Source organism: Methylobacterium sp. D48H, from assembly GCF_053345715.1.
In genome coordinates this window covers 13,678-39,396 of the sequence record NZ_JBKFAP010000006.1, presented here as the reverse complement: position 1 = coordinate 39,396, position 25,719 = coordinate 13,678, and the positions used below count along the sequence as shown (strand labels likewise).

Annotated in this window: 22 protein-coding genes; 11 read left to right on the top strand and 11 right to left on the bottom strand. The window is 71.8% G+C overall.

The window, feature by feature from the left end:
- The first annotated feature begins 22 nt into the window (after nucleotides 1-22).
- Nucleotides 23-301 (top strand): hypothetical protein, encoded by a 279-nt coding sequence (locus ACLBX8_RS13175; protein ID WP_427509520.1) that lies wholly within the window; start codon nucleotides 23-25, stop codon nucleotides 299-301.
- A gap of 186 nt (nucleotides 302-487) precedes the next feature.
- Nucleotides 488-805 (top strand): hypothetical protein, encoded by a 318-nt coding sequence (locus ACLBX8_RS13170; RefSeq protein ID WP_447699536.1) that lies wholly within the window; start codon nucleotides 488-490, stop codon nucleotides 803-805.
- Between the two features lie 30 nt (nucleotides 806-835).
- Here ACLBX8_RS13170 and ACLBX8_RS13165 read toward each other — a convergent pair whose 3' ends face one another.
- Nucleotides 836-3,541: an MGH1-like glycoside hydrolase domain-containing protein gene (locus tag ACLBX8_RS13165; protein WP_447699535.1), complete on the bottom strand. Its 2,706-nt coding sequence runs from the start codon at nucleotides 3,539-3,541 to the stop codon at nucleotides 836-838.
- A 348-nt stretch (nucleotides 3,542-3,889) separates the two neighbouring features.
- On the opposite strand from ACLBX8_RS13165, the gene ACLBX8_RS13160 reads away from it, so the two are divergent.
- From ACLBX8_RS13160 to ACLBX8_RS13135, 6 genes are all read left to right on the top strand, one after another.
- Nucleotides 3,890-5,023, top strand: coding sequence for a branched-chain amino acid ABC transporter substrate-binding protein (locus tag ACLBX8_RS13160; RefSeq protein ID WP_447699534.1), 1,134 nt, complete (start codon nucleotides 3,890-3,892; stop codon nucleotides 5,021-5,023).
- Nucleotides 5,024-5,145: 122 nt separating this feature from the next.
- Entirely contained in the window at nucleotides 5,146-6,036 is an 891-nt protein-coding gene (locus ACLBX8_RS13155; protein ID WP_447699533.1) for a LysR family transcriptional regulator, read from the top strand.
- A 130-nt stretch (nucleotides 6,037-6,166) separates the two neighbouring features.
- A complete protein-coding gene (locus tag ACLBX8_RS13150) occupies nucleotides 6,167-6,931 on the top strand; it encodes an HpcH/HpaI aldolase family protein (protein ID WP_447699532.1) in 765 nt (254 codons plus the stop codon).
- Between the two features lie 22 nt (nucleotides 6,932-6,953).
- The gene (locus ACLBX8_RS13145; RefSeq protein ID WP_447699531.1) at nucleotides 6,954-7,841 is read left to right on the top strand and encodes a 2-hydroxy-3-oxopropionate reductase; all 888 of its coding nucleotides are present in this window, start codon (nucleotides 6,954-6,956) and stop codon (nucleotides 7,839-7,841) included.
- 44 nt (nucleotides 7,842-7,885) lie between these two features.
- A complete protein-coding gene (gene garD, locus ACLBX8_RS13140) occupies nucleotides 7,886-9,478 on the top strand; it encodes a galactarate dehydratase (protein ID WP_447699530.1) in 1,593 nt (530 codons plus the stop codon).
- 76 nt (nucleotides 9,479-9,554) lie between these two features.
- Complete coding sequence (locus ACLBX8_RS13135; protein ID WP_447715286.1) at nucleotides 9,555-10,751, top strand: PepSY-associated TM helix domain-containing protein; 1,197 nt, start codon at nucleotides 9,555-9,557, stop codon at nucleotides 10,749-10,751.
- A gap of 54 nt (nucleotides 10,752-10,805) precedes the next feature.
- Here the strand turns inward: ACLBX8_RS13135 and ACLBX8_RS13130 are convergent, their stop codons facing one another.
- The 6 genes from ACLBX8_RS13130 to ACLBX8_RS13105 all read right to left on the bottom strand — a co-directional run bounded on the left by ACLBX8_RS13130 (nucleotide 10,806) and on the right by ACLBX8_RS13105 (nucleotide 19,260).
- Nucleotides 10,806-12,986 carry a TonB-dependent siderophore receptor gene (locus ACLBX8_RS13130; protein ID WP_100252069.1) on the bottom strand — a complete coding sequence of 727 codons (2,181 nt, stop codon included), beginning with the start codon at nucleotides 12,984-12,986 and terminating at the stop codon, nucleotides 10,806-10,808.
- Between the two features lie 426 nt (nucleotides 12,987-13,412).
- Nucleotides 13,413-14,051, bottom strand: a complete 639-nt coding sequence (locus ACLBX8_RS13125; RefSeq protein WP_447715285.1) for a TetR/AcrR family transcriptional regulator — start codon at nucleotides 14,049-14,051, stop codon at nucleotides 13,413-13,415.
- Complete coding sequence (locus ACLBX8_RS13120) at nucleotides 14,048-14,347, bottom strand: hypothetical protein (RefSeq protein ID WP_447715284.1); 300 nt, start codon at nucleotides 14,345-14,347, stop codon at nucleotides 14,048-14,050. The genes ACLBX8_RS13125 and ACLBX8_RS13120 overlap by 4 nt, the downstream gene beginning before the upstream one ends.
- Before the next feature lie 403 nt (nucleotides 14,348-14,750).
- On the bottom strand, nucleotides 14,751-16,601 hold the full coding sequence (locus ACLBX8_RS13115) for an NADPH-dependent assimilatory sulfite reductase hemoprotein subunit (RefSeq protein WP_091978246.1): 1,851 nt from the start codon (nucleotides 16,599-16,601) through the stop codon (nucleotides 14,751-14,753).
- 262 nt (nucleotides 16,602-16,863) lie between these two features.
- Nucleotides 16,864-18,633 carry a diflavin oxidoreductase gene (locus tag ACLBX8_RS13110; protein ID WP_447715283.1) on the bottom strand — a complete coding sequence of 590 codons (1,770 nt, stop codon included), beginning with the start codon at nucleotides 18,631-18,633 and terminating at the stop codon, nucleotides 16,864-16,866.
- A 111-nt stretch (nucleotides 18,634-18,744) separates the two neighbouring features.
- The gene (locus tag ACLBX8_RS13105) at nucleotides 18,745-19,260 is read right to left on the bottom strand and encodes an Lrp/AsnC family transcriptional regulator (protein WP_010686224.1); all 516 of its coding nucleotides are present in this window, start codon (nucleotides 19,258-19,260) and stop codon (nucleotides 18,745-18,747) included.
- A gap of 265 nt (nucleotides 19,261-19,525) precedes the next feature.
- Between ACLBX8_RS13105 and ACLBX8_RS13100 the strand changes: the two genes are divergently transcribed.
- From ACLBX8_RS13100 to cysN, 3 genes are read left to right on the top strand one after another with little or no spacing between them, the layout of a single operon-like run.
- On the top strand, nucleotides 19,526-20,353 hold the full coding sequence (locus tag ACLBX8_RS13100; RefSeq protein WP_020093186.1) for a phosphoadenylyl-sulfate reductase: 828 nt from the start codon (nucleotides 19,526-19,528) through the stop codon (nucleotides 20,351-20,353).
- Nucleotides 20,350-21,312: a sulfate adenylyltransferase subunit CysD gene (gene cysD, locus ACLBX8_RS13095; RefSeq protein ID WP_091926378.1), complete on the top strand. Its 963-nt coding sequence runs from the start codon at nucleotides 20,350-20,352 to the stop codon at nucleotides 21,310-21,312. The genes ACLBX8_RS13100 and cysD overlap by 4 nt, the downstream gene beginning before the upstream one ends.
- The gene (gene cysN / locus ACLBX8_RS13090) at nucleotides 21,312-22,718 is read left to right on the top strand and encodes a sulfate adenylyltransferase subunit CysN (RefSeq protein ID WP_447715282.1); all 1,407 of its coding nucleotides are present in this window, start codon (nucleotides 21,312-21,314) and stop codon (nucleotides 22,716-22,718) included. Before cysD ends, cysN begins: the two co-directional genes overlap by 1 nt.
- Before the next feature lie 167 nt (nucleotides 22,719-22,885).
- Here the strand turns inward: cysN and ACLBX8_RS13085 are convergent, their stop codons facing one another.
- The 4 genes from ACLBX8_RS13085 to ACLBX8_RS13070 all read right to left on the bottom strand — a co-directional run bounded on the left by ACLBX8_RS13085 (nucleotide 22,886) and on the right by ACLBX8_RS13070 (nucleotide 25,701).
- A complete protein-coding gene (locus tag ACLBX8_RS13085) occupies nucleotides 22,886-23,914 on the bottom strand; it encodes a fumarylacetoacetate hydrolase family protein (protein WP_447715281.1) in 1,029 nt (342 codons plus the stop codon).
- A 105-nt stretch (nucleotides 23,915-24,019) separates the two neighbouring features.
- Nucleotides 24,020-25,042 carry an LLM class flavin-dependent oxidoreductase gene (locus ACLBX8_RS13080; RefSeq protein WP_056523373.1) on the bottom strand — a complete coding sequence of 341 codons (1,023 nt, stop codon included), beginning with the start codon at nucleotides 25,040-25,042 and terminating at the stop codon, nucleotides 24,020-24,022.
- A 46-nt stretch (nucleotides 25,043-25,088) separates the two neighbouring features.
- Nucleotides 25,089-25,430: a type II toxin-antitoxin system RelE/ParE family toxin gene (locus tag ACLBX8_RS13075; protein WP_026604932.1), complete on the bottom strand. Its 342-nt coding sequence runs from the start codon at nucleotides 25,428-25,430 to the stop codon at nucleotides 25,089-25,091.
- The gene (locus ACLBX8_RS13070; RefSeq protein ID WP_447715280.1) at nucleotides 25,423-25,701 is read right to left on the bottom strand and encodes a ribbon-helix-helix domain-containing protein; all 279 of its coding nucleotides are present in this window, start codon (nucleotides 25,699-25,701) and stop codon (nucleotides 25,423-25,425) included. The genes ACLBX8_RS13075 and ACLBX8_RS13070 overlap by 8 nt, the downstream gene beginning before the upstream one ends.
- Nucleotides 25,702-25,719 lie beyond the last annotated feature (18 nt).

Below are 25,719 nucleotides of genomic sequence, written 5' to 3'. Positions count from 1 at the left end.
GCGGCGAGAGAGGAAACCTCACGTGCGTTCAACGATCATTGCCGCCGCCCTGCTGGCGGCCCTCGGTTCCGCCGTCGCGAGCCCGGCCTCCGCCGCGCCGATCGGCCCCGGCACGGGCGTGTCGGCGCCCGCCGGCATGGTCTCGACGGTCCAGATGGATCCCGTCGAGCGCCACATGATGCGCCGTCGCATGGAGCGCCGGATGATGCGCCACCGGATGGAGCGCCACATGATGCATCGGGAGATGCGCCGCGAGATGCGCCACCGCGAGATGCGTCGCGAGATGATGCGCCGCATGTGACGCGCGTCCGCGCCGGGGCGGTGCCCGCCCCGGCGCGGGCCGGGGCAGAGCCGCGAGGCGGGCTTCCCGCATCGCGGGGGCTGAGCCCGTGCTGGGCTCGAGCTGGCCGGGGGTGCCACGTCCGAGGCGATCGAACCATCCGCGCCCCGACGCGTTTCTGGCCACCGACAAGGGAGGATTGGTACGATGAAGGCGATTCTGGCAGCGGCCGCGGTGAGCCTCGGCATTCTGGGCGTGGTCGGCCCGGTCTCCGCGCAGCCGCGCCCCGACTACGACGATTACGGCGGCCGGGGCTACCGCGACCGCGGCGATTACGAGTACCGGGACCGCGGCTACCGCGACCGGGACGATTACCGCGGCCGCGCCAATTACGGGTTCGACGAGCGCGAGTACCTGCGCTGCAACCCGGATGTCCGCCGCGCCGTGGCCAACGGCCAGATGGAATCGGGCGCCGCCCACTACAAAGTGTTCGGGCGTCGCGAGGGCCGGCGGCTGAGCTGCTGACCGGATCGGCCGGCTCCCGGCCGGGCGCGCCTATCGCGGGCGTGCCCGGTCGCGCAGCAGGTTGATGATCAGGGCCGTCCAGCCGGTCTGGTGCGCGGCGCCGAGGCCCCGCCCCGTATCCCCGTCGAAGAACTCGTGGAACAGCAGCGCCTCCTCGGCACCCGGCGCCGGGGCGATCGGCGGCCGGGTCCCGAAGGCCGGCCGGCGCCCGGTCCCGTCCTTGGCGAACAGCGCGATCAGGCGGTCCTCGAGGGCGTCCGCGATGGCGCTGAGCGTCAGCATCGCGCCCGAGCCCGTCGGGTACTCCACTAGGAAGTCGTCGCCGTAATAGGTGTGGAAGCGCCGCAGAGCCTCGACGATGAGGAAGTTCATCGGCATCCAGACCGGGCCGCGCCAGTTCGAGTTGCCGCCGAACATGTTCGAGGTGGAATCGGCCGGGTCGTACCGGACCGTGAAGGAGGCGCCGAGCTCGTTGAGCACGTAGGGCGCGTAGCGGTGCACCTTCGACAGGGAGCGCACGCCGTAGGGCGAGAGGAACTCGGCCTCGTCGAGCATGCGGCGCAGCAGCGCCTTCATCCGGTGGCCGCGCAGCAGCGACAGCAGCTTGCGGTCCTTCACGCCCCCCTCGGTCCAGCGGGAGACCAAGCGGGCGAGGTGGGGCCGGTTCTCCAGCACCCAGTTCAGGCGCCGGGCGAAGTCCGGCAGCCGGTGGAGCACGGAGGGCTCGATCACCTCGACGGCGAAGAGCGGGACCAGCCCGACCATGGAGCGGACCCGCAAGGGGAGCATCCCGCCGCCGGGGATGTCGACCTCGTCGTAGTAGAATTCGTCTATCTCGTCCCACAGGCCGTAGCCCTGCCCGTCCCCGCCCGACCCGCCCATGTCGGTCATGGCCTCGGCGATCAGCAGGAAGTGCTCGAAGAACTTGGAGGCGGTGCTCTCGTAGACGTCGTTGTGGAGGGCGAGCTCCAGGGCGATGCGCATCATGGTGAGCGCGTACATCGCCATCCAGGCGGTGCCGTCGGCTTGGTGCACCACCCCGAAGCCCGGGGGCGGGCGCGAGCGGTCGAACACGCCGACATTGTCGAGCCCCAGGAAGCCCCCCTGGAACACGTTGCGGCCCTGCGCATCCTTGCGGTTCACCCACCAGGAGAAGTTGATCAGGAGCTTGTGGAACACGCCTTCCAGGAAGGCGAGGTCGCCGCGCCCGCCCCGCCGGTCCCGGTCGATCTCGAACACCCGGTAGGTGGCCCAGGCGTGGACCGGCGGGTTGGCGTCGCCGAACTCCCACTCGTAGGCCGGGAGCTGGCCGTTCGGGTGCATGTACCATTCGCGGGTGAGCAGCAGGAGCTGCTTCTTGGCGAAGTCCGGGTCCAGCAGGGCGAGCGGCAGGCAGTGGAAGGCGAGGTCCCAGGCGGCGAACCAGGGATATTCCCAGGTGTCGGGCATCGACAGCACGTCGGCCGCCGCGAAGTGGCGCCACTGGCCGTTGCGGCCGCCCGCGCGCCCCCGGGGCGGCGGCAGCTGGAGCGGGTCGCCCTCCAGCCAGCGCCGCACGTCGTAGCTGTAGAGCTGCTTCGACCAGATCAGGCCGGCGGCGGCCTGGCGGAAGATCGCGCGGGACTCCGCGCTCGCGATGCCGTCCTGCAATTCCTCGTAGAACGCGTCCGCCTCGGCCACCCGGCGGCGGACCAGGGACCCGTCGTCGACGGCCCGGGCGCGCAGGCCCGCCGACAGCCGCAGGCGGATCCGGGCGGTCGCCCCGGGCGCCAGCCGCAGCGCGTAGTGCAGGCCGAGCTTGGTGCCCGCGTCCCGGCGCACCGAAGCGGGATCGCCGTCGACGATCGCCGCGTGGAGACCGTCCTTGAACGGCCCCGCGGCGTCCGGCTGCCCGCCGTGCCGCCGCAGGTTGGTGTCGTTCTCGCAGAACAGCAGGTCCGGCGCCCCGTCGAAGGCGAGCCGGTACGGCCCGAGCCGCTCGTGGGTGCAGACGGCGCCCCCGTCGGGCGCGCGGGCGATCCGCGGGCGCGCCTGCCCGGCCTCCCACGACCACGTGTTGCGGAACCAGAGCTGCGGGACGAGGTGGAGGTCGGCGGGCTCGGGCCCCCGGTTCAGCGCGGTGATCACCGCGTGGACGTCGTCGGCGTCGGCCTTGGCGTACTCCACGGTGACGTCGAAGAACCGGTCCCCGTCGAAGACGCCCGTCTCCTCGATCTCGTACTCGGGCTGCTCCCGCCCGCGCCGCCCGTTCTCGTCGACGAGGTCCGCGTAGGGGAAGGCCGCCTGCGGGTAGCGGTACAGCATCTTCAGGTAGGCGTGGCTCGGGACCGCGTCGAGGTAGTGGTAGACCTCCTTCACGTCCTCGCCGTGGTTGCCCTCCTGGTTGGTCAGGCCGAACAGCCGCTCCTTGAGGATGCGGTCGCGCCCGTTCCAGAGTGCGAGGGCCAGGCACAGGTTGCCGCGCTCGTCGCAGATGCCGGCCAGCCCGTCCTCGCCCCAGCGATAGGCGCGCGAGCGGGCGTCCTCGTGCGTCAGGGCGGCCCAGGCGTTGCCGCAGGGGCTGTAATCCTCCCGCACGGTCCCCCATTGCCGCTCGCTGAGATAGGGGCCCCAGAGCGACCACGCCCGGTCGCCCCGGCCCTGCTCGGCGATCCGGCGGCGCTCGGCCCAGTCCACCGACGCGTCTCGACCCTCGCCCCGATCCCCGTCCCGATCCTCGTCCGCGCGCGGCCCCATCAGCCGCGTCCCGGACGCGGGCCCGGTCGGCCGGGGCTGGGGGGGCGGCGGGGACGGAAGGCGGTCATCGGTCACGGCGGGTTGCTGCGGATGCGCCGGCCCGATGCATCATCGGCGCCATCCCGACCCGTCGGGCCTTCGGGCCGCCGCACGGCTCCGTGAGCGCCCGCCGGCCGATCGCGCGCCCGCGCCGGTGACCGTCTCGGCCCGCCCCCAAACCTTGACCCCAGTGAAGGTGAGCGACAGGATCGCGCCGGGTGATCTGCGACTCGACGCGCGGGGATCCGCGTTGATCTATCCGAATTCAGCGTTCGTCGGCGATCTGTCCGGCCACATCTTGGGGGAAAGATGACGCGACTACTGATGGCCGGCCTGGCCGGGCTGCTGTTCATGACCGCGGCGCAAGGTCAGGAGGGCGGCACGCCGGTGAAGATCGGCGTCGCCGCGCCCATGACCGGGCCGAACGCGGCTTTCGGCGCCCAGATCCGGAACGGCGTGAGCCAGGCGGTGGAGGACATCAACAGGGCCGGCACGCTGAAGGGCACGACGCTGGCCGTCACGGTCGGCGACGACGCCTCCGACCCGAAGCAGGGCGTCTCGGTGGCCAACAAGTTCGCCAGCGACGGCGTGAAGATGGTCGTCGGCGACTACAATTCCGGCGTCACGATCCCGGCCTCCGACGTCTACCTCGACGCCGGCATCATCCAGGTCACGCCGGCCTCCACGAGCGTGAAGTTCACCGAGCGCGGCATGTGGAACACGTTCCGCACCTGCAGCCGCGACGACCAGCAGGGCGCGGTGGCGGGCAGCTACCTGGCCGCGCACTTCCCGGGCAGGAAGATCGCCTTCGTCCACGACAAGACGCCCTACGGCAAGGGGCTGGCCGACGAGACGCTGAAGGCCTTCAAGGCCAAGGGCGGCAAGGAGGTGCTGTTCGAGGGCATCAACCCGGGCGAGAAGGATTACGCGGCGCTCGTCTCCAAGATGAAGTCCGCCAACGTCGACGTCGTCTATTTCGGCGGCGTGCACACCGAGGCCGGGCTGATCATCCGGCAGATGCGCGATCAGGGCCTCGCCGCCCGCATGATGAGCGGCGACGCCATCCCCGACAAGGAATTCGTCCAGATCGCCGGCCCGGGCGCGGCCGGGACCCTGATGACCTTCGCGCCGGACGCCCGCAAGAACCCGAACGCCAGGGGCGTGGTGGCGGCGTTCAACGCCCGGGGCATCGATCCCGAGGCCTACACGCTCTACGCCTACGCGGCCGTGCAGGTCCTGGCCAAGGCGATGGCCGAGACCGGCTCCAGCGACGGCAAGGCGCTCGCCGACTGGCTGCACCGGGGCCAGCCGGTGGACACGGTGGTCGGGCCGATCGCCTACGACGGGAAGGGCGATCTCACCCGCCCCGACTACGTCATCTACGAGTGGACCAAGGGGCCGGACGGCCGGATCGACTATGCCGGGCACGAGGTGACCCCGTAGGCCGGTCGGGCCCGGAGGCCGCCGCCTTACCTAATTGGATGAGGGCGGCGATCTCAACGTGGCCGCCGCGAAGGCCTTATGCTCCCGCCCGACTGCGCCGCGGTCCGGGAGAGGGAGCCTTCATGTTCGACTTCAGCCAGCTCCGGTGCTTCGCCGCCGTGGCGGAGGAGCTGCATTTCGGGCGTGCGGCCGCCCGGCTGAACATGACGCAGCCGCCGCTGTCGCGGCAGATCCAGGTCCTGGAGCGCGTCCTCGACGTGCAGCTCCTGGAGCGCACCAGCCGCACGGTCCGGCTGACCGCCGCCGGTCGCAGCTTCCTGCCCGAGGCGCAGCGCATCCTGCGGCTCGCCGAGACCGCGACCCACGTCACCCGGCAGGTCGCGGCGGGGCGCGCGGGCGTCCTCAAGTTCGGCTTCACGGCGGCCTCGGCCTACGACTTCCTGCCCCGCCTCGTCACCGCGTTCCGGCGGGCGCTGCCGGACGTGACGCTCGCGCTGCGCGAGATGGTCAGCAAGGACCAGATCGAGGAGCTGCTCGCCGGCCGGATCGACGCCGCGCTGGTGCGCCCGCCCGTGACGCACCCGGACCTGATCGCCGTCCGGGCGCTGGCCGAGCCCCTGGTGGTGGCCCTGCCGGCCGGGAACCCCCTGGCCCTGCGCGACGGGCTCACCCCCGCCGATCTCGGGCGCGAGCCGCTCATCGGCTACGCGCCCAACGAGGCGCGCTACTTCCACGATCTCGTCCTCGGCCTCGTCGCGGAGGCCGAGATCCGGCCGCCGATAGTCCAGCAGCTCACGCAGATCCACTCGATCCTGGCCCTCGTCCGGGCGGCGCTCGGCATCGCCCTGGTGCCGGCCGCCGCCGAGCGCCTGCGCTTCGAGGGCGTGGTGTTCCGCCCCCTCGCCCTGCCGGCGCCGCGCCCCGTGGAGCTCCTCCTCGCGTGGCGGCGCGACGCGGACGACCCGCTCATCGCCCAGCTGGTCTCGATCGTGGCGGAGATGCCGCCCGCGTGAGCCCGCACGGTCGATCGATGCGCGATCCGCATCGATCGATCCAGTGTTTGGCTTTGACCTCGCGGCGGAAGGCTGCGCGTGATGGGGCGGACGGCGCGCAGACGCCGCGACGCCCCCAGGGAGGATCGTGATGGACAGCCTCACCAACCGCTTCAAGGCGGCGCTCTCCGAGGGGCGCCAGCAGATCGGCCTGTGGTGCAGCCTCGCCAGTCCCATCTCCACCGAGGTGGTCGCCGGGGCCGGGTTCGACTGGCTGCTCCTCGACATGGAGCACTCGGCCAACGACCTCCGGGACATCTACGCCCAGCTCCAGGCGATGATGGAGGGCGACACGCACCCGATGGTGCGGGTGCCGAGCGACGACCCGATCACCATCAAGCGCGTCCTCGACGCCGGCGCGCAGTCGCTGATGATCCCCAACATCGACGACGCCGCGCAGGCCGCCCGGGTGGTCGCGGCGACGCGCTACGCGCCCCGCGGCATCCGCGGCTTCTCGCAGGCGCCCCGCGCCGCTCGGTTCGGCCGGATCAAGGACTACCACACCCGCTGCGAGGCCGAGATCTTCGTGGCGGTGCAGGTCGAGTCCCGCCGCGCCCTCGACAATCTGGACGCGATCGCCGCCGTGGAGGGCGTGGACGGCGTGTTCATCGGGCCCGGCGACCTCTCCACCAGCCTCGGCTATGTCGGCCAGCAGGGCCACCCGGAGGTGGTCGCCACCATCGAGGCGGCGGTCGCCCGGATCGTCCGGGCCAGCAAGCAGGCCGGCATCCTCACGCCGAGCGAGGAGCTGGCCCGCCGCTACATCGCGGCCGGCACCCGCTTCACCGCGGTGGGCTCCGACATGGGGCTGCTCGCCCGCAGCTCCGAGGCGCTCGCCGCCCGCTTCCGCGCCTGAGTTCCGCAACGGGATCGTACCCATGAACATCGGATTCATCGGCCTCGGCATCATGGGCACGCCCATGGCCGGACACCTGATCGCGGCGGGCCACAGCCTGTTCCTCAAGTCCCGGCGCAGCGTGCCCGAGGCCCTGCTCGCGGCGGGCGGCACCGCCTGCGCCACCGCCGCCGAGGTCGCCGAGCGCGCAGACACGATCATCCTGATGCTGCCCGACACCCCGGACGTGGAGCAGGTCCTGTTCGGGGCGGATGGGGTCGCCGAGGGGCTCAGCTCGGGCAAGACCGTGATCGACATGAGCTCGATCGCGCCGCTGGCCACAAAGAATTTCGCCGCCCGGATCGCCGAGCGGGGCGGCGCCTATCTCGACGCGCCGGTCTCGGGCGGCGAGGTCGGGGCCAAGAACGCCGCGCTCTCGATCATGGTCGGCGGCGAGGCCGAGACCTTCGCGCACGCCGAGCCCCTGTTCGCCGCGATGGGCAAGACGGTCACGCATGTCGGCCCGGTCGGGTCCGGACAGGTGGCCAAGGTCGCCAACCAGATCATCGTCGCCCTGACCATCGAGGCGGTGGCCGAGGGGCTGCTCTTCGCCTCGAAGGCCGGCGCCGATCCCGCCAAGGTGCGGCAGGCGATCACCGGCGGGCTGGCCACCTCGCGGATCCTGGAGCTGCACGGCGCGCGGATGATCGAGCGGACCTTCGATCCCGGCTTCCGCATCGGCCTGCACCAGAAGGACCTGAACCTCGCCCTGGACAACGCCCGGACGCTCGGCCTCAGCCTGCCCGCCACGGCGCTGGCGCAGCAGCTGTTCTCGGCCTGCGTGGCCCAGGGCGGCGCGGCCTGGGACCACTCGGCCATGGTGAAGGCCCTGGAGGCCCTGGCGAACCACGCGGTCGGCGACGCCGCCTGATCCCGACAGGAGCCCGGACGGGCGCGAGACGGAAGGAGCATCCGATGCAGGCCGAGATCGAAGCCCCGACCCGCCCGCACCCGGCCGGCGCGGGGGCCGCAGGGGCCGCCGGCGACGTGCCGCGCACGATCCGCCTGAGCGACAGCGACAACGTCGCGATCGTGGTCAACGCCTTCGGGCTGCCGGCCGGCACGGTCTTCCCGGACGGGCTGGAACTCGTCGAGTTCGTGCCGCAGGGCCACAAGGTGGCGCTCACCGACATCCCGGAGGGCGGCGAGGTCCGCCGCTACGGCGAGGTGGTGGGCATCGCCACGCAACCGATCCCGCGGGGCGCCTGGGTGGAGGAATCCCGCGTCGCGACGCCGGTCGCCCCCGCCCTCGACGCCCTGGAGATGGCCACCCGCGTGCCGGCCCCCCTGCCCCCGCTCGAGGGCTACACCTTCGAGGGCTACCGCAACCCGGACGGGTCGGTGGGCACCAAGAACATCCTGGCGATCTCGATCAGCGTGCAGTGCGTCGCCGGCACCCTCGACGTGGCGATCCGGCGGATCAAGCAGGAGCTGCTGCCGCGCTTCCCCAACGTCGACGACGTGGTCGGCCTGACCCACGCCTACGGCTGCGGCGTCGCCATCAACGCTCCCGAGGCGGTGGTGCCGATCCGGACGCTCCAGAGCCTCGCGCAGAACCCGAATTTCGGCGGCGAGGTCATGGTCGTCGGCCTCGGCTGCGAGAAGCTCGTCTCGGAGCGGCTCCTGCCCGACAGCGGAGCGGCCGGCGACGGGGTGGTGCGGCTGCAGGACGAGCGCCACCGCGGCTTCTCGGCCATGATCGACAGCATCCTGACCATGGCGGAGGCCCGCCTGGAGGTGCTGAACCGCCGGACCCGCGAGACCTGCCCGGCCTCCGAGCTGGTCGTCGGCCTGCAATGCGGCGGCAGCGACGCGTTCTCGGGCGTCACCGCCAACCCGGCGCTCGGCTTCGCGGCCGACCTACTGGTCCGCTGCGGCGCCACCGTGATGTTCTCCGAGGTGACCGAGGTGCGCGACGCGATCCACCTCCTCACCCCGCGGGCGAAGAGCCCGGAGGTCGCCGCGGCGCTGGTCCGCGAGATGGCGTGGTACGACGCCTACCTCGCCAAGGGCGAGGCCGACCGCCGGGCCAACCCGTCGCCGGGCAACAAGAAGGGCGGGCTCAACAACATCGTCGAGAAGGCGCTGGGCTCGGTCGCCAAGTCCGGCACGAGCGCGATCTCCGGGGTCCTGGCGCCGGGCGAGCGCGTCCGCGAGAGGGGCCTGATCTTCGCCGCGACGCCGGCGAGCGACTTCGTCTGCGGCACGCTGCAGCTCGCCTCGGGCATCACCCTGCAGGTGTTCTCCACCGGCCGCGGCACGCCCTACGGCCTCAGTCAGGCGCCGGTGATCAAGGTCGCCACCCGCACGGAGCTGGCCGAGCGCTGGTCCGACCTGATCGACCTCGATGCCGGCCGCATCGCCACAGGCGCGGCGACGATCGAGGAGGTCGGCTGGGAGCTGTTCCACCTGATCCTCGACGTCGCGAGCGGGCGCAAGCGCCCCTGGTCGGACCGGTGGGGGCTGTTCAACGACCTGACCCTGTTCAACCCCGCGCCGATCACCTGAGACTCACCGGCGGGACGGCGTTGCGTCCCGCCGCGTCGTCAGCGTGGCCGGACTCTGCTAGGCAGCGGGCACCGCCATGACGCTGCCGATTCCCTCCCTCCGGACCCTGCTCTTCCGCCTGCACTGGGCGCTCGGCCTCACCGCCGGCCTCGTCCTCGCCCTGATGGGCCTGACCGGGGCGCTGATGAGCTACGAGGAGGCGGTCACCGCCTTCGCCAACCGCGACCGGCTCGAGGTCGCGCCCGGCGGGCGGACGGCGCTGCCCCCCGCGGCGCTGGCGGCGCGGATCGACGCGCAGGCGGGCGGCCGCGTCGCCAACGTGCTGACCCTGTCGGACGACCCGCGCGCGAGCGTCCACGTCCGCTTCGCCCGCGATCCCGAGACCCGCGCGCGGCCGCCCGCCGCCTACGCCGACCCCTACGACGGCGCACTGCTCGGCCCGGTGCGGCTGGAGGGCGCCTTCACGACGGTGCGGGACCTGCACCGCTGGCTGCTGCTGCCCGGCGGGTCCAAGGGCTGGGGCCGCACGGTCACGGGCGCCTGCACCCTGGCGCTGCTGGCCTTCCTGGCGACCGGCCTCTACCTGCGTTGGCCCCGGATCCACCGCTGGCGGATCTGGCTGAAGCCGGCCCTGTCGCGGCCCGGCCGGCCGCGCTGGTGGTCGCTGCACGCCGTGGTCGGGACCTGGCTCCTGCCGGTCTACCTGGTCATCGCGCTGAGCGGCCTGACGTGGTCCTACCCGTGGTTCAAGGACGGCGCGACGCGGCTGCTCGCGGGCGCCCCCGACGCCGCGAAGCCGGTCGGCCGCAGGGCCGCCGGAAAACCGGCCGATCCCGCCGCCGACGGCGCGGCCGTCGACCGCGCCTGGGCGGATTTCCGGGCGCGGACCGGCGCGGAGGCCGGGACGGCGGTCCTGACCCTGCCGGGCGCCGACACGAAGGCGATCCGCATCCGCTGGCTGCCGAAGGGCGTCGACGCGCCGAGCGCCCGCAACGAGATCCGCTACGATCCCGCCACGGGCGCGCTGCTGGCCTCCGAGCGGGCCGCCGACGCGCCGCTGGGCCGGCGCCTCCTGGACAACGTCCTGGAGGTGCATCGCGGCCGCTTCTTCGGCGACCTCGTCGCGCTGCTGTTCTGCCTCGCGGCGCTGGCCATGCCGGGCTTCGCGGCGACCGGCCTGACGCTCTACGTTCTGCGCCGCCGCGCCGGCGCCCGGCGCAGGACCGTCGCGGCCGGGGCGCCGGCGGGCGCCGTCCGCACGGCGAGCCCCTGACGGCGGCCTCCGGCGGGGCGACGGCCCGGCCGCTCGGGCGATGCGGCCCGCCCGTCAGAGCCGGGCGGTGATCGTCGCCAGCACCGTGAACGGCGCCCCGGGGGTGTTGTTGGTCGCGTTGGTCGGCGCCTCGATGTAGCGCGCGTTCGTCAGGTTGCGCATGTTCACCGACAGGCGCCAGTGGGCGTCGAAATCGTAGTACACGAGCGCGTCGAGCCGGTTGTAGGCGCCCACGGTGAAACTGTTGTCGAGGTCGCCGTAGCGTCGGCCGACATGGGTGACGCCGAAGCCGAGCCCGAGCCCGCGCAGCGGGCCGTCCTGGAACGCGTAGGTCGTCCACAGGCTGCCGCTGAACACCGGCACGCCGGTGAGCCGGTTGCCGACCGCGAAGGTCGTGTCCTTGGTGATCCGCGCGTCGATCAGGCCGACACTGCCGATGATGCTCCAGCCGGGCAGGATCTCGCCGGCCAGATCGGCCTCGACACCCCGCGACCGCTGCTGGCCGGTGATGACCGAGAAGGTGGGATTGCGCGGGTCGGTGGCCGCGACGTTGTCCCGGACGATCTGGAAGGCGGCCGCGCTCAGGGTCAGGCCGGGCGTGAGATCGACCCGGGTGCCGGCCTCGACCTGCTCGCCCGTGCTGGGCGGGGGGCTCGCCACGTTCAGCACGCTGGCGGTCTGCGGCAGGAACGACGTGGCGTAGCTCGCGTAGAAGGTCAGCGGCTCGAACGGCCGGTAGATCAGCCCGACCCGCGGCGAGGCGCCGAACAGGGTCTGCTCGGGCGGCTGGGTCCGCGAGGCCGGCTGGCGGTTGAAATAGTACTGGCTGCCGAGATCGAACCGGGCCCCGACGACGAGCTGCAGGCCCGGCGCCAGCACGATCTGGTCCTGGACGTAGAGCCCGAACACTTCCAGCTTCTGCTTCAGGTCGGCCTGGAACTGGAGCGGCTGGAAGGCCGCGCCGAACATCGGGTTGAGGAAGCTGACCGGGGCGAGGTTGCCCTGCTGGGAGAAGGCGTGGCGGAAGCCGTTCGAGTACTCGAACCCGAGGAGCGCCGTATGCGCGAAGCCGAAGGTGTCGAACTTCATCACGGCCTCGGTCTGGCTGTCGACCGCGGCGAAGCGCGAATTGACCGTGGCTTCGCGCCGGCTCAGCAGCGTGCCGGCATTGTTGACCGACAGGGCACGGGCGGCGAACACGTCGAACGTGCCCCATTGCCCGGCGATGACCTGCCGGAGCGTCAGGTTCTCGTTGACGTCGTGCTCGGCCCGCATGGTGATCGTGTTGAACGCGCCGAAGTAGCGCGAGGACGGCTCACCGTAGAACCGGCCGATGTTGTCGAGCGGGACGCGGCCGCGGAAGGCCACCAGCCCCTCGTCGTACTGGGTGTGCTGGTTGGTGAATTCCGAGTTCACGTAGACCCGGGTGTCGGCGCTCGGCGTCCAGCTGAAGGCCGGCGCCACGAAGACGCGCCGGTTGGTGTCGCCGCCGTAATTGCGGAAGGTCGGATCCTCCTGGGCGGCGAAGCTGAGACGCGCGGCGAGGCCCTCGACGGCCGGTAGCGCGCTCGACACGGAGCCCTGGAACCGCCGGAAGCCGAAGCTGCCGCCCTGCACGCTCGCGTCGGCCGTGGGCTCGAAGGTCGGCCGGCGGGTCACGATGTTGATGACGCCGCCGGGATCGCCCCGGCCGAACAGCACGGAGGCCGGGCCCTTGATCACCTCGACGCGCTCGGCATCCACGAGGTCGCGCGTCACCGGGTAGAAGTTGATGGCCGGATCGACCAGCACGCCGTCGACGGCGAAGACCTGCGTGGAGAAGCCGCGGATCAGGTAGTTCTGCGACCGGCCCTGCACCGTGCTGCCGAGAACCACGTTGCTGACGTTGGTCACGGCATCGGTCAGCCGCAGGTCCTGCTGGTCGGTGATCACCGAGCGGGACACGACGTTGATCGATTGCGGCGAGTCGCGCACCGGCGTGTCGGTGCGCGTGGCGGTCGCCGAGCGCGTCGCCCGGTAGCCCACGACGGGACCGTCGGCCCGCTCGCTGGCCGGGCCCGTGCCCGCAACGCTGAGTTCGGAGAGCACGACCTCGTCGGCGGCCGGGTCGGATTGCGCGCGGATCTCCGTCGGCGCGAGCAGGAGGAGCGACGTCGCGAGTCCGGTGCTGCAGATATTCAGGCGCGACCGGCAGTATTTGATGCGATCGACGGCGTCGATCCGGGCGGCGTGCATGATTTAAAATCGTTCTCAAGAGCGACGTATCGACGCGGTGCGGTGTTTCTAGAGTGCAAACGCCGTCCTTTCTCAACGCCGATCCGGAAAGCCGCGGGTGACGCGCGCATCCTCTGCCCGGATGTGGCGCGGAAGGCACGCTTTGAAGGGCAATGCTTTGAAATCATTCAAAGATGCCAACTACAGAGTGTGTAATGCGTGGCCTTCGCAACCGGCTGAATCCCGGGCCGCGGGCCGACTCACGCCGCCGCGTCCGTCAGGGGACCGGGCGTGATCGCGCGGGAGAACGACCGGCCGGCCCGCGCGAGGGGGGAAACGCGGACCGGCCGGCGTACCGCGCGCCGTGTCCGACGCGCGATCGTCGATGGCGGTTCGACCGGCGCGCCGCCGGTGCGTCCCGAGGGCGCGGCGGCGGCGGTGCCGGGATCAGCGGCCGGCGTGTCGGCCCGCGAGCGGCGGGGCCGGCAGGCGACCGTCGAGCCCGGCGTCGAGGAGCGCGTGGAGCTGGGCGATCGCCGCGGCGACGTCGTAGTCGGGCAGCGCGGCCCGGCCGACGACGATCCCCTTCATCAGCGGCGCGAGCAGGGCGTAGAGCCCGGCCGGATCGCATCCCGGCGCGGTGGCGAGCGCCGCCAGGGTCGCCACGAACCAGTCGCGGCTCTCCGCCTCGGTCCGCGCCGTCATGGCGGCGATGTCCGTGTTGCGGGTCGATTCCGACCAGATCTCCACCCGCAGAGTCGCGGCCTCGCGGGTGATCGACGCGAAGTAGCGGGCGATGATGCCCAGCAACGTCCCGCGCGGGTCGCCGCTGCCCTCCATCTCGGCGACCAGGAGCGTGCCGCGCTCGCGCTCGCGCTCCACCAGCCCGAGGACCAGGGCCTCCTTGGATTCGAAGTAGCGGTAGAAGTTGCCCGGACTCATCGCGGCCTCGCGGGCAAGGTCCTGCATGGTGGTGCGATGGAAGCCGTTGCGCGCGAAGCAGGTCTCGGCGGCGTCGAGGATGTGCGCGCGCCGGGCGGACGGGTTGCCGCGGGCCTCCGCCGCCCTGTCCGCCGCGCCGGTCACGATCCCGGCTGCGCCGTGACGGCGACCGGGGCGACGCGGCTCTGGTCCTTGCCCAGGCTGGCGATGGCGCAGGATTGCGGTCCCTGATGCAGGTCCGCGCAGATCCGCGCCTGCCAGCCGTCCGGGCCGGCGCCCGTCCAGTTGATCAGGGCCAGCCAGGCGAGGGCCAGGACGGCGCCGAAGGTCAGGTTGGCGGGGGTGCAGACGGCGCGGACGAGGGCGAGGGCGCCCGGGCCGCAGGCACCGAAACGCTCGGCATCGAGATGGGACCAGCGGCCTTCGAGTGTGAGAGCCATCGCGCGCTCCTGTTTGCCTCACCTTTATAATGAACGTTCATTCTCATGTCAATGAACGTTCATTCTCATCGGGGGCGATGGGTTGCGACGGCAGCGCACCGCTGGGACGGGGATATGCGAGGGCGGGGATCTACCGGGCGTGCCGGCGCGAGCGCGGCCGGGTCTCCGGCGGCGGTTCCGGTTTTCTCGGAACGGCCGTCCGGATCCACGCATGGGCAGGGAGTTCTTCCGGGGCTCGGATCCCTGGCGCCGTGGCCCGGCCGCCCGGGATCGGCGCGCGGCTCCGGTCAGGGCGGGGCCGGGCCGCGACCCGCATTCCGCAACCCTGCCCGCGACCCTGCCGCCGCGGCCTCGCGGTCCCGGCGCGTCCGGAAGCGCCGTCCCGGACGCGCGCGGCCTTTCGTCAGCCGAGCGTGGCCGGCTTGAGGGCGCCGGTCCGCTCGTGGAAGTCCGGGCCGTTGGTGGTCCGCGCCACGTGGCCGGCGCGGATCAGGTAGTCGCCGAAATGCTCGCCCGGCTGCCGGCCCTTCGCGTAGTCGGCGAAGAGCGGGTCGAGGGTGTCGCGGATCTCGGAGGCCGCCACGTCCTCCCGGTAGAGCTTGCTGAGCCGCGAGCCGTCGTGGGCGGCGCCCAGGTAGAGGTGGTAGCGCTCGGGGCCGCGGCCGACGAGGCCGATCTCCGAGATGAACGGCCGGGCGCAGCCGTTCGGGCAGCCGGTGGAGCGGATTGTGATCTCCTCCTCGGCGAGCCCGTGGGACGCGAGGCTCTCCTCCAGCTCGGTCATCAGGTCCGGCAGGTAGCGCTCGCTCTCGGCGAGCGCGAGGCCGCAGGTCGGCAGGGCCACGCAGGCGATCGAGCTGCGCCGCAGCGCGCTCGCGCCCCGGGTCAGGCCGTACTCGTCGACCAGCGCGTCGATCTCGGCGCGCTTCTCGGCCGGGACGTTGGCGATGATGACGTTCTGGTTGCCGGTGAGGCGGAAATCGCCCTGATGCACCTCGGCGATGCGGCGCAGGCCCGAGAGGAACTGCGCGCCGCCCGCGATGTCCTTGATCCGGCCCGAGGGCACGTAGAGGGTCAGGTGGTGGCGGCCGTCGTCGCCCTCGACCCAGCCGTAGCGGTCGCCGTTGCCCGTGAAGGTGAAGGGCTTGGGCGCGCCGAGCTTCTTGCCGGCGCGCTTCTCGACCTCGGCCCGGAAGGCGTCGAGGCCGTAGCGCTCGATCGTGTACTTGAGCCGGGCGTTCTTGCGGTTCTTGCGGTTGCCCCAGTCGCGCTGGACGGTCATCACCGCCTCGGCGACCTTCAGGGCGTCCTCGGGCTTCACGAAGCCCATCACGTCGGCGGTGCGCGGGAAGGTGTCGGGCTCGCCGTGGGTCATGCCCATGCCGCCACCCACCGTCACGTTCCAGCCGGTGACCTGGTTCTTCTTGTCGAGGATCGCGATGAAGCCGAGGTCGTGGGCGAAGATGTCGACCTCGTTGGAGGGCGGCACCGCCACGACGGTCTTGAACTTCCGCGGCAGGTAGGTCCGGCCGTAGACCGGCTCGACCTCGGCCTCCTCCTCGCCGCCGACCACGCGCTCGCCGTCGAGCCAGATCTCCCGCCACGCGCTGGTCTTGGGCAGCAGCGAGTCGGAGATGTCCTTGGCGAGCTGGTAGGCGGCCTTGTGGGCGCCGGTCTGAGCGGGGTTCGTCGCCGCCATGACGTTGCGGTTGACGTCGCCGCAGGCCGCGATCGTGTCGAGCAGCGCCCCGTCGATGGCCGCCATCGTGCGCTTCAGGTTCGACTTGATCACGCCGTGGTACTGGAAGGTCTGGCGCGTGGTCGCGCGCAGCGCCCCGCCCGCGTAGGTCCGGGCGATGTCGTCGAGGATCAGCCACTGCTTCGGGGTGATGACGCCGCCGGCGATGCGCAGGCGGATCATGAAGCTGTAGGCCTTGTCGAGCTTCTTCTTGGTCCGCTCGGGGCGCAGGTCGCGGTCGTCCTGCAGGTACATCCCGTGGAACTTCACGAGCTGCCCGTCATCCTCCGAGATCGCCCCGGTGGCGTGCTTGAGGAGGCCGTCCGCCAGGGTGCCGCGGAGGTAGCCGCTGGCGATCTTGATGTGCTCGTTCGCCGCGAGCTTCTCCGCGCGCGCGGCCTCGGCGTCCGTGATCGGGCGCGTCGTCGGCGGGGTCTCGTAGACGCGCTTGGCCGGGGCGGTGGTCGGGCCGGGGGCCGGGGTCTCGGCGGCGTCGCGGGGGCTGTGGTCGTCCATGGGGTGAATCCGTCTGTCTGAACGCGTCTCCCAGCCCCCGCGTCAGGGGTGGGTGTCGAGCGGAGCGCGCGCCGGTTCACGGAAGGGGCGGGATCCGCGACGGTCCCCCTCTCCCCGGCGGGAGAGGGTCGGGGTGAGGGACGCGCCCTCTCCGGAAAGACCTGGATCCCTCACCCTGTCCCTCTCCCGCCCGGGAGAGGGGACCCGCGCCCCGTCCTGCTCCGCTGCAATCTCGATCCTGTGGCCTCGGAAGGCCGATCCGTCAGTAAACGTCCTGCTGGTAGCGGTGGCTGCGCTCCAGCGCCGCGACCTGCGCCTCGGCGTCGGCGGCGCTGAGGCCCTTCGCGCTCTGGTACGCGCCCACCACGGCGGCGCGCACGTCCTTGGCCATGGCCTTGGCATCGCCGCAGACGTAGAGATGCGCGCCCCCGTCCAGCCAGGAGACCAACTCCTGCGCGTGCTGGGTGATCCGGTCCTGAACGTAGACCTTCTCCGGCTGGTCCCGCGAGAAGGCCACGTCGATCTTCGTGAGCGACCCGTCCTCCAGGGCGTCCTGCCACTCGAGCTGGTACAGGAAGTCGTGGGTGAAGTGCCGGTCGCCGAAGAACAGCCACGACCGCCCCGGGGCCTCCACGGCCCGGCGCTCCTGCACGAAGGCGCGGAACGGCGCGACGCCGGTGCCCGGCCCGACCATGATGATGTCGGTGGCCGGATCCTGCGGCAGGCGGAAGTGGCGGTTCGGCTTCAGCCGCACCCGCAGCTTGGCGCCGTCGCGGATGCGGTCGGCGACGTGGACCGAGGCGACGCCCGAGCGGGCGCGGCTGTGGGTCTCGTAGCGCACCGCCGCGATCGCGAGGTGGACCTCGTCGCCCACCTCCTTGCGCGAGGAGGCGATCGAGTAGGCCCGCGGCGGCAGCGGCCGGGTGATCGTATTCACGTGCTCGGCGGTGAGCTTCGCCGGGTAGGTCTCCAGCAGGTCTATCAGGTGGCGGCCCTCGATCCAGGCCTTGGCCTCGCCGCTGTCGATGAGCGTCTGCGCCTCCGCGTGGCCGGTCGCCTTCACGAAGCGCTCGATCGTGGCGGCCGACAGCGTGGTGATGTCCCGCTCGGCGAGCAGCGCCCGGCGCAGGGCCTCGTCGCCCGAGAGCCCGGCGGCGTTCAGGATCTCGTCCACGAGCTGCGGGTCGTTCTCGGGATAGATCTCCAGCGAATCGCCGGGCTCGTAGGCCGGCGCGCCGTCCTCGAAGGCGAGCGCGAGGTGGATCGTCTCCTTGTCGGAGCGCGACGAGTTGAGGTTCACGTGCTCGACGACCTCGACCACGACGGGCTCGCGGCTCGGCTCGGCGTCGTCGTCCTCGCCAGCGCCGGCGCGGGCGAAGTCCACCGCCACGACGTTGTCGGGCTGCTCGGCCGGGGCGAGCGCCTTCAGCGCGCCCTTGATCCAGTCGGCGGCCGGCTTCTCGAAGTCGAGGTCGAGGTCGGCCCGCTCGGCGGCGCGCTTGGCGCCGAGCGCCTCGAAGCGCGCGTCGAGCGCCTTCCCGATGGCGCAGAACTCCGCGTAGGACGTGTCGCCGAGCGACAGGACCGCGAACTCGACGCCGTCGAGGCGCGGGGCGCCCTCCCCCATCAGCTCGCCGTAGGCCCGCACGGCCCGGGCCGGGGGCTCGCCCTCGCCCCAGGTGGCCGCGATGGCGATCAGCTTGCCGGCCTTGGGCAGGGTCGCGACGTCGAGGTCGGCGAAGTCCACCACCTTCGGCTTGAAGCCCTGCTTGCGCGCGAGCTTGGCGACGTTGCCGGCGAGCGCCTCGGAGTTCCCCGATTCGCTGGCGTAGATCACCGTCAGCGGCGCGGCGGCCTTGGGCGGGGCGGCCGGCACCGCGGCCGGCTGGCCGCCCGCGGCGTCGAGGCCCGCCAGGAAGCCGGCGAGCCAGGCGCGCTGCGTGGGGCTCGCGGTGCCGAGCACCGCGTCGAGGCTGGCGCGCTCGCCGTCCCCGAACGGGGCGGTGCGCGGGAGGAGATTCTGGCGGGACATCACGGGACCATGTCGGGGCCGGCGCGGCCGGTGTCAATCGAGAAACGTTCGTTTTGCAGAACGGGCGGCGTATAGGACATCACGTTCGCTGCACTGCGAAAAAAGAGAATATCATTCTCCAACCACGGCGAGGACGGGGGCCGTCCCCGGCAGGTGCCGCCCGTTCTTCGGGGGCGCCGGCAGCGGCAGGGCCGTGGTGGATTTCACCTTCTCCATCGCGAAGCGGGAGGTGACGTTCTTGAGCGGCAGCACCGCGATGAGGTGCTTGTAGAAGCTGTCATAGGCCTGCATGTCGGCGACGACGACCCGCAGCATGTAGTCCACGTCGCCGGCCATCCGGTAGAACTCCAGCACCTCCGGCATGGCCGAGACGGTTGCGGCGAAGCGCTGCAGCCACTCCTGGGAATGGTCCGCGGTCTCGATGGAGACGAACACGGTCAGCCCGAGGCCCAGCTTCACCGGATCGAGCACCGCCACGCGCCGGTCGATGACCCCGTCGGCCTCCAACTTCTGGATGCGCTTCCAGCACGGGGTCTGCGACAGGCCCACGCGCTCGCCGATCGCCGCGATGGAGAGCGTGGCGTCCGTCTGCAGCAGGGCGAGAATCTTCAGATCGATCGCGTCCAAAGCTGTCTCCGTGGGCTTCCGCCGCGCGCGGGGCGCGAGCGCATATACGTGTCTACCGGGACCGGTGAGAAGAATCTTTTACCTCGGGCCCATGCTGCCCGCGCCGGAAGCTGTGCGCAACCGCACGCCGAACCGCCGGTCCGACCCCGCCAAGCGCGCCGGGGCGCCTTGACTTCGTTCGGTATAGCGAACATTTCGACCGCTCGACAACAGGCACGGCGCTGGCCGTGGCCTTTCCACCACGCGAACCCCGGGACATGGCGCGATGACCCGTCCGGACCGACAGGCGGCCGACTCCCTCGCGGAGCGGCTGTCCGGGCTCGACCTTCCAGGCCGCCTCCACCTGATCGCCGCCGAGATCCCCGGCCGCCTCGTCTTCACGACGAGCCTCGGCGTCGAGGACCAGGCGCTCACCCACGCGCTGGCCATGGCGGGCCTCGCGAAGGGTCGCGTCGAGATCGTCACCCTCGATACCGGCCGCCTCTTCGCCGAGACCTACGACACGTGGACCGAGACCGAGTCGGCCTACGGCATCCGAATCACCGCCTACGCCCCCGAACGCGCGGCCGCCGAGGACTTCGTGCGGAGCGAGGGCATCAACGGCTTCCGGCGCTCGGTGGCGGCCCGTCAGGCCTGCTGCGGCTTCCGCAAGGTCGAGCCGCTCGGCCGCGCGCTCGCCGGCGCGAGCGGCTGGCTCACCGGGCTGCGGGCCGGCCAGTCGGCCAACCGCGCCGAGACGCCGCTCGCCGCCTTCGACGCGGAGCGCGGCCTGATCAAGCTGAACCCGCTGGCCGACTGGTCGCGGGAGCAGGTCGACCGCTTCGTGCGCGACAATTTCGTGCCCTACAACGTCCTGCACGATCGCGGCTTCCCGTCGATCGGCTGCGCCCCCTGCACCCGCGCCGTGAAGCTCGGCGAGCCCGAGCGGGCCGGCCGCTGGTGGTGGGAGCAGGAAGACAAGAAGGAGTGCGGCCTGCACGTCGGACGCCCCGGTGCGGCCGTGCAGCCGGGCCAAGAGCCCGCGATCCTCGAGCCCGCCGCCTTCGAGACCACCCCGAATCAGACAGCCCGCCAGCCGGAGTTCGCCCGATGAGCGCCGCCCTCGCCGCCGCCGTGCAGCCGAGCGCCCCCACGCCCGCACCGACCGCCGCCGACCGCCTCAGCCATCTCAAGAGGCTGGAGGCCGAGAGCATCCACATCTTCCGGGAGACGGTCGCCGAGACCGAGAACCCGGTGATGCTCTACTCGATCGGCAAGGATTCCTCGGTGCTGCTGCACCTCGCCCTCAAGGCCTTCGCGCCCGGGCGGCTGCCGTTCCCGCTGCTCCACGTCGACACGACGTGGAAGTTCCGCGAGATGATCGCCTTCCGCGACGCCCGCGCCAAAGAGCTCGGCCTCGACCTCCTGGTCCACACCAACCCGGACGGGCTCGCCCGCGGCGTCGGCCCGGTGAGCCACGGCTCCGAGGTCCACACCGACGTGATGAAGACGCAGGCCCTGCGGCAGGCGCTCGACAAGCACAAGTTCGACGCGGCCTTCGGCGGCGCCCGCCGCGACGAGGAGGCGAGCCGCGCCAAGGAGCGGATCATCTCCCTGCGCACCGCGCAGCACCGCTGGGACCCGAAGCGCCAGCGCGCCGAGCCCTGGCACCTCTACAATCTCAAGAAGAAGCGCGGCGAGTCCCTGCGGGTCTTCCCGCTGTCGAACTGGACCGAGCTCGACATCTGGCTCTACATCGAGCAGGAAAACATTCCGATCGTGCCGCTCTACTTCGCCAAGGAGCGGCCGGTGGTCGAGCGCGAGGGCCAGCTCATCATGGTCGACGACGAGCGCCTGCCGCTCGCGCCGGGCGAGACCCCGCAGCAGCGCCTCGTCCGCTTCCGCACCCTCGGCTGCTACCCGCTCACCGGCGCGGTGGAGAGCGACGCGGCCTCGCTCCCCGAGATCATCGGCGAGACGCTGGCGGCGCGCACCTCGGAGCGCCAGGGCCGGGTGATCGACAAGGACGGGGCCGGCGCCATGGAGCGCAAGAAGCAGGAGGGCTATTTCTGATGACGCTCCACCAGGCTCCCACGGCCTTCACCGACCGGGCCTCCGGCTACGCGGCGTTCCTCACCGCCCACCGCAACAAGGCGGTGCTGCGCTTCATCGCCTGCGGCTCGGTGGATGACGGCAAGTCGACCCTGATCGGGCGGCTCCTGCACGACACCAAGCAGATCTTCGACGACCAGATCTCGGCGCTCCAGCGGGATTCCCGCAAGCACGGGACGCAGGGGCAGGAGATGGACCTCGCGCTGCTCGTCGACGGCCTCCAGGCCGAGCGCGAGCAGGGCATCACCATCGACGTCGCCTACCGGTTCTTCTCCACCGACAAGCGCTCCTTCATCGTGGCCGACACCCCCGGCCACGAGCAGTACACCCGCAACATGGCCACCGGCGCCTCGACGGCCGACGTGGCGGTGATCCTGGTCGACGCCCGCCAGGGCCTGACCCGGCAGACGCGGCGCCACGCGCTGCTCGTGTCGAATCTCGGGATCCGCCGCGTCGTGCTGGCGGTGAACAAGATGGACCTCGCCGGCTGGGCGCAGGGCACCTTCGACGGCATCGTGTCGGGGTTCTCGGACTTCGCCCGCGGGCTGAATTTCTCCGAGGTCAAGGCGATCCCGCTCTCGGCCAAGAACGGCGACAACGTCGTGGACGCGGGCGTCGCGGCGCCCTGGTACACGGGCGGCACCCTGCTCCACTACCTCGAGACCGTGCCGGTCCGCGCGGAGGCGCTGAACGCGCCGTTCCGGATGGCGGTGCAGTGGGTCAACCGGCCCAATTCCGAGTTCCGCGGCTACAGCGGCCGGATCGCCAGCGGCCGGGTGCGGCCGGGCGATTCGGTGACGGTCCAGCCCTCCGGCCGGACCTCCACGGTGGCGCGGATCTACACCGCCGACGGCGACCTGCCCGAGGCCGGCGAGGACGAGTCGGTGACCCTGGTGCTGGCCGACCAGATCGACGCCTCCCGCGGGCAGGTGATCGTGGCCACCGACGCGCCGATGCGGGTCACCGAGACCCTCGACGCGCGCCTGTTCTGGGCCTCCGAGACCGATCTGAGCCCGGGGGCGAGCCTGCTCGCCAAGATCGGCACCGCCACGGTCACCGCGACCGTGGAGCTGATCGCCTCGCGGATCGATCCGGAGACCGGCCAGCCCGGCCCGGCCGAGCGCCTGTCGGCGAACGACATCGCCGACGTGAGCCTGCGCTTCGACCGGCCGGTGGCGGTGGACCCGTACGCGGAGAACCGCGAGACCGGCAGCCTGATCCTGATCGACCGCGAGACCACCGATACGGCAGCCCTCGGGCTCATCCTGGCGCCGAAGGCGGGAGCCGCGCAGGCGGCGACGCCCGGTGCGAAGCCTGCTGAAGGATCGGGGTTCCTGGCCCGTCTCGGGCGCCTGCTCGGGCGCTGAGGACGACCCGCGCACCCTGGCCGTCTCAGGTGATGGCTGCGACAGTGCCGTCCTTGCGAGCGGAGCGAAGCGATCCGGCCGGCGCGACGACACCTGCCGTCGCGCTGCCCTGGGTCACGTCGCTGCGCTCGTGATGACGGTGCGGGTCGCGCCGCTCGGACGACGGATCAGACCAGCCTGAAGCGCAGCTCACCGAGCCCTTCCAGCTCGGATACGACCTCGTCGCCGGGTTTCAGCCACGCGCGGTCCTTGCGCGGGATCTTCTCGCCGAAGATCACCCCCTGCGGGGTCCCGGTGTAGAAGATGTCTCCCGGCTTCAGGGTCATCACCTTCGACGCGAAGCTGATCAGCTGGCGGCAGTTGAAGATCATGTCGTTGGTGCTCCAGTCCTGGCGCACCCGGCCGTTGACCAGCGTCTTGAGCTTGAGGTTGTTCGGGTCCTTCACCCGGTCGGCGGTCACCAGGTAGGGGCCGAGCGGCGCGAACCCGTCCGAGGTCTTGCCGATCATGAACTGCGAGGTCAGCGTCTGGAGGTCCCGGGCGCTGAAATCGTTGCCCGTGCAGTAGCCGGCGAGATAATCGAGGGCGTCCGCCTCGGACACGTTCCGGCACTCGCGGCCGAACACCATCACCAGCTCGGTCTCGTAGTCGAATTCCCGCGCCGCCTGGGTCGGCAGCGCGATCGTGCCGCCGTGGTGGTTCAGGGCGTTGTTGTACTTGTTGAACAGCGGCGGGTCCTTGGGGATCGGCGTGCCGGTCTCCTCCGCGTGGTGGCGGTAGTTGAAGCCCATCATGATGATCTTCTCGGGCCGCGTGACCACCGGCGCGTAGGCGACGTCGGATTCCGCCAGCACGAAGCGCCCGTCGGGGGCGGCCTCGACCGCGTCGATCAGCGCCCGCAGCGCCGGGCCGCGCCCGTTCTGGAGGAGGTCGTCCATGTCGGCGGGGACCGGCATCCCGAGCGCCCGGCCGGCGGCCTCGACGTCGAGAACGCCGTCCTTCGTCTTCACGCCCAGGGCGTAGCCGTCGCCGCGGCGCATGTTGAGGAGGACCATGTCGCGGGGCATGCCGAAGGGCGGCGCCCCCGTCGGCGTGGATTTCGGAGCCGCCGTGCGCTCCTCGGCGGCCCGGGCCGGCGCCGCGGCGGCGGCGAGGCCGGCGGCCGTGGCGGTCAGGAATTCGCGTCGGTTGCCCATGCTGCCTCTCCTCCGGTCGGCCCGTCTGGTCGCGGGCGTGAACCGTGGGAGCCTGCACGGCCGGCCCCGCCGCCGCCAGCGCCCGCGGCGGGGGCGGGTGACGGCTCAGGCCGCCTGTGAGGCGGCGCCGAGCCCCCAGGCCCGCGCCAGCAGCGCGTAGGAGTCGTGGCGCGCCGCCTGGTCGGGGATCGCCGAGACGATCATCAGCTCGTCGGCCTGCGTGCGCCGGACCATCTCGGCCAGCCGGGCCCGCAGGGTCTCGGGGCCGCCCACGTGCAGGCGGTCGCGGCCGCGCTCGATCTGCACCCGCTCGCCGTCGGAATACGGGTAGTCCAGCGCCTCGGCGAGGCTCGGCAGAGGCCGGTACTCGCCGCGCTCCCGACGCAGCGTCGCGAGCCGCGCGCTGGAGGCGAGGCGCTCGGCCTCCGCGTCCGTGGCGGCGCAGATCGCCGCCACCGCCAGGATCGCGTGGGGCTTCGCGCCGAGCCGCGTCGGCCGGAACCGGGTCCGGTAATCCAGCATCGGCGGCTCCGCGGGCATCCCGGAGAAGTGCTGCGCGAAGCCGAAACCGCAGCCGATCTCGCCGGCGAGGCGGGCGCTGTAGTCGGAGGACCCGAGCAGGAAGATCGGCGGCAGCGGCACCCCCGCGGGGCTCGCCTCGATCCGCGCGAACGGGTGCCCCTCCGGGAAGCCGCCGTCCCAGAACAGCAGCTCCTGGAGGCGGTCGAGGAAGTCGTCCCCGCCCTCCCCCGGCGCTTCCCGGCGGCGCAGCGCCCGCGCGGTGAGGCCGTCGGTGCCGGGTGCGCGCCCCAGACCGAGGTCGATCCGGCCCGGGAACAGGGCCTCCAGCACCCGGAAGCGCTCGGCCACCATCAGCGGCGCGTGGTTCGGCAGCATGATGCCGCCCGAGCCGACCCGGATGTTGCGGGTCGCGGCGGCGATCTGGCCGATCATGATCTCGGGTGCCGGGCTCGCCACGTTGGGGAGCGCGTGGTGCTCGGCGAGCCAGTAGCGCCGGTAGCCGAGGTTATCGACGTGGCGGGCGAGGGCCAGCGTGTCGTGCAGCGCCCGCGCCGGGGTCGAGTCGGCGCTGACGAAGGAGAGGTCGAGGACGGAGAGCGGGGTCATGCCGGGTGAGATGGGGGTCTGGGCCGGCCGGTGCGAGGGCAGTTCGTCAGGACGGGGGCTCCTGAGCTTCTTCCGTGGTATCGCCTGGATAGACCGCCTCGAAATCGCGGCCGCCATAGAAGATATTGAGGATCCTCACGGATCCACGTTCCACGCGATAGGCGATCACAGCCGATCTCTCGAACGCCACCGTTCGCAAGCCTTCCAAGAGATCGTCACGGGGTCGGCCCGCATGCGGTGCGTGGCCGATTCGGTCGCACCGATCCTTGATCCGCTGCGTGAAGCGCTGCGCCGTCGCGACGTTCTGACTCCGCTGCAAGACCGTTCGGAAGATGCCGGCCAGATCGGCCTGCGCTTGAGGGCGAAACGCAACAGGCAGTCTACGCACGGCGGGTGTCTTGCCGCGCTTCAGCGAACATCCTGTCGAGATCCTCTTGAACCTCTTCGATGCTCAGATCCGGCCGCGGATCGTCCAGGGAACGCCGGATGCGGGCGCGGATGTCATCGAGACGCTCGGCATCCTCGCGTCGCTGGCGTTGCAGGGCATGCACGGCCTCGTCGAGCAGCGCGTCCACCGAAGCGTACTCACCGGCCTCGACGCTCTCCCGCACGGCGCGGAGCGTGTCCGGTGCCAGGGTGATGCTGATCGTCTCGCCCATCGGCAGGGCCTCTCGTTC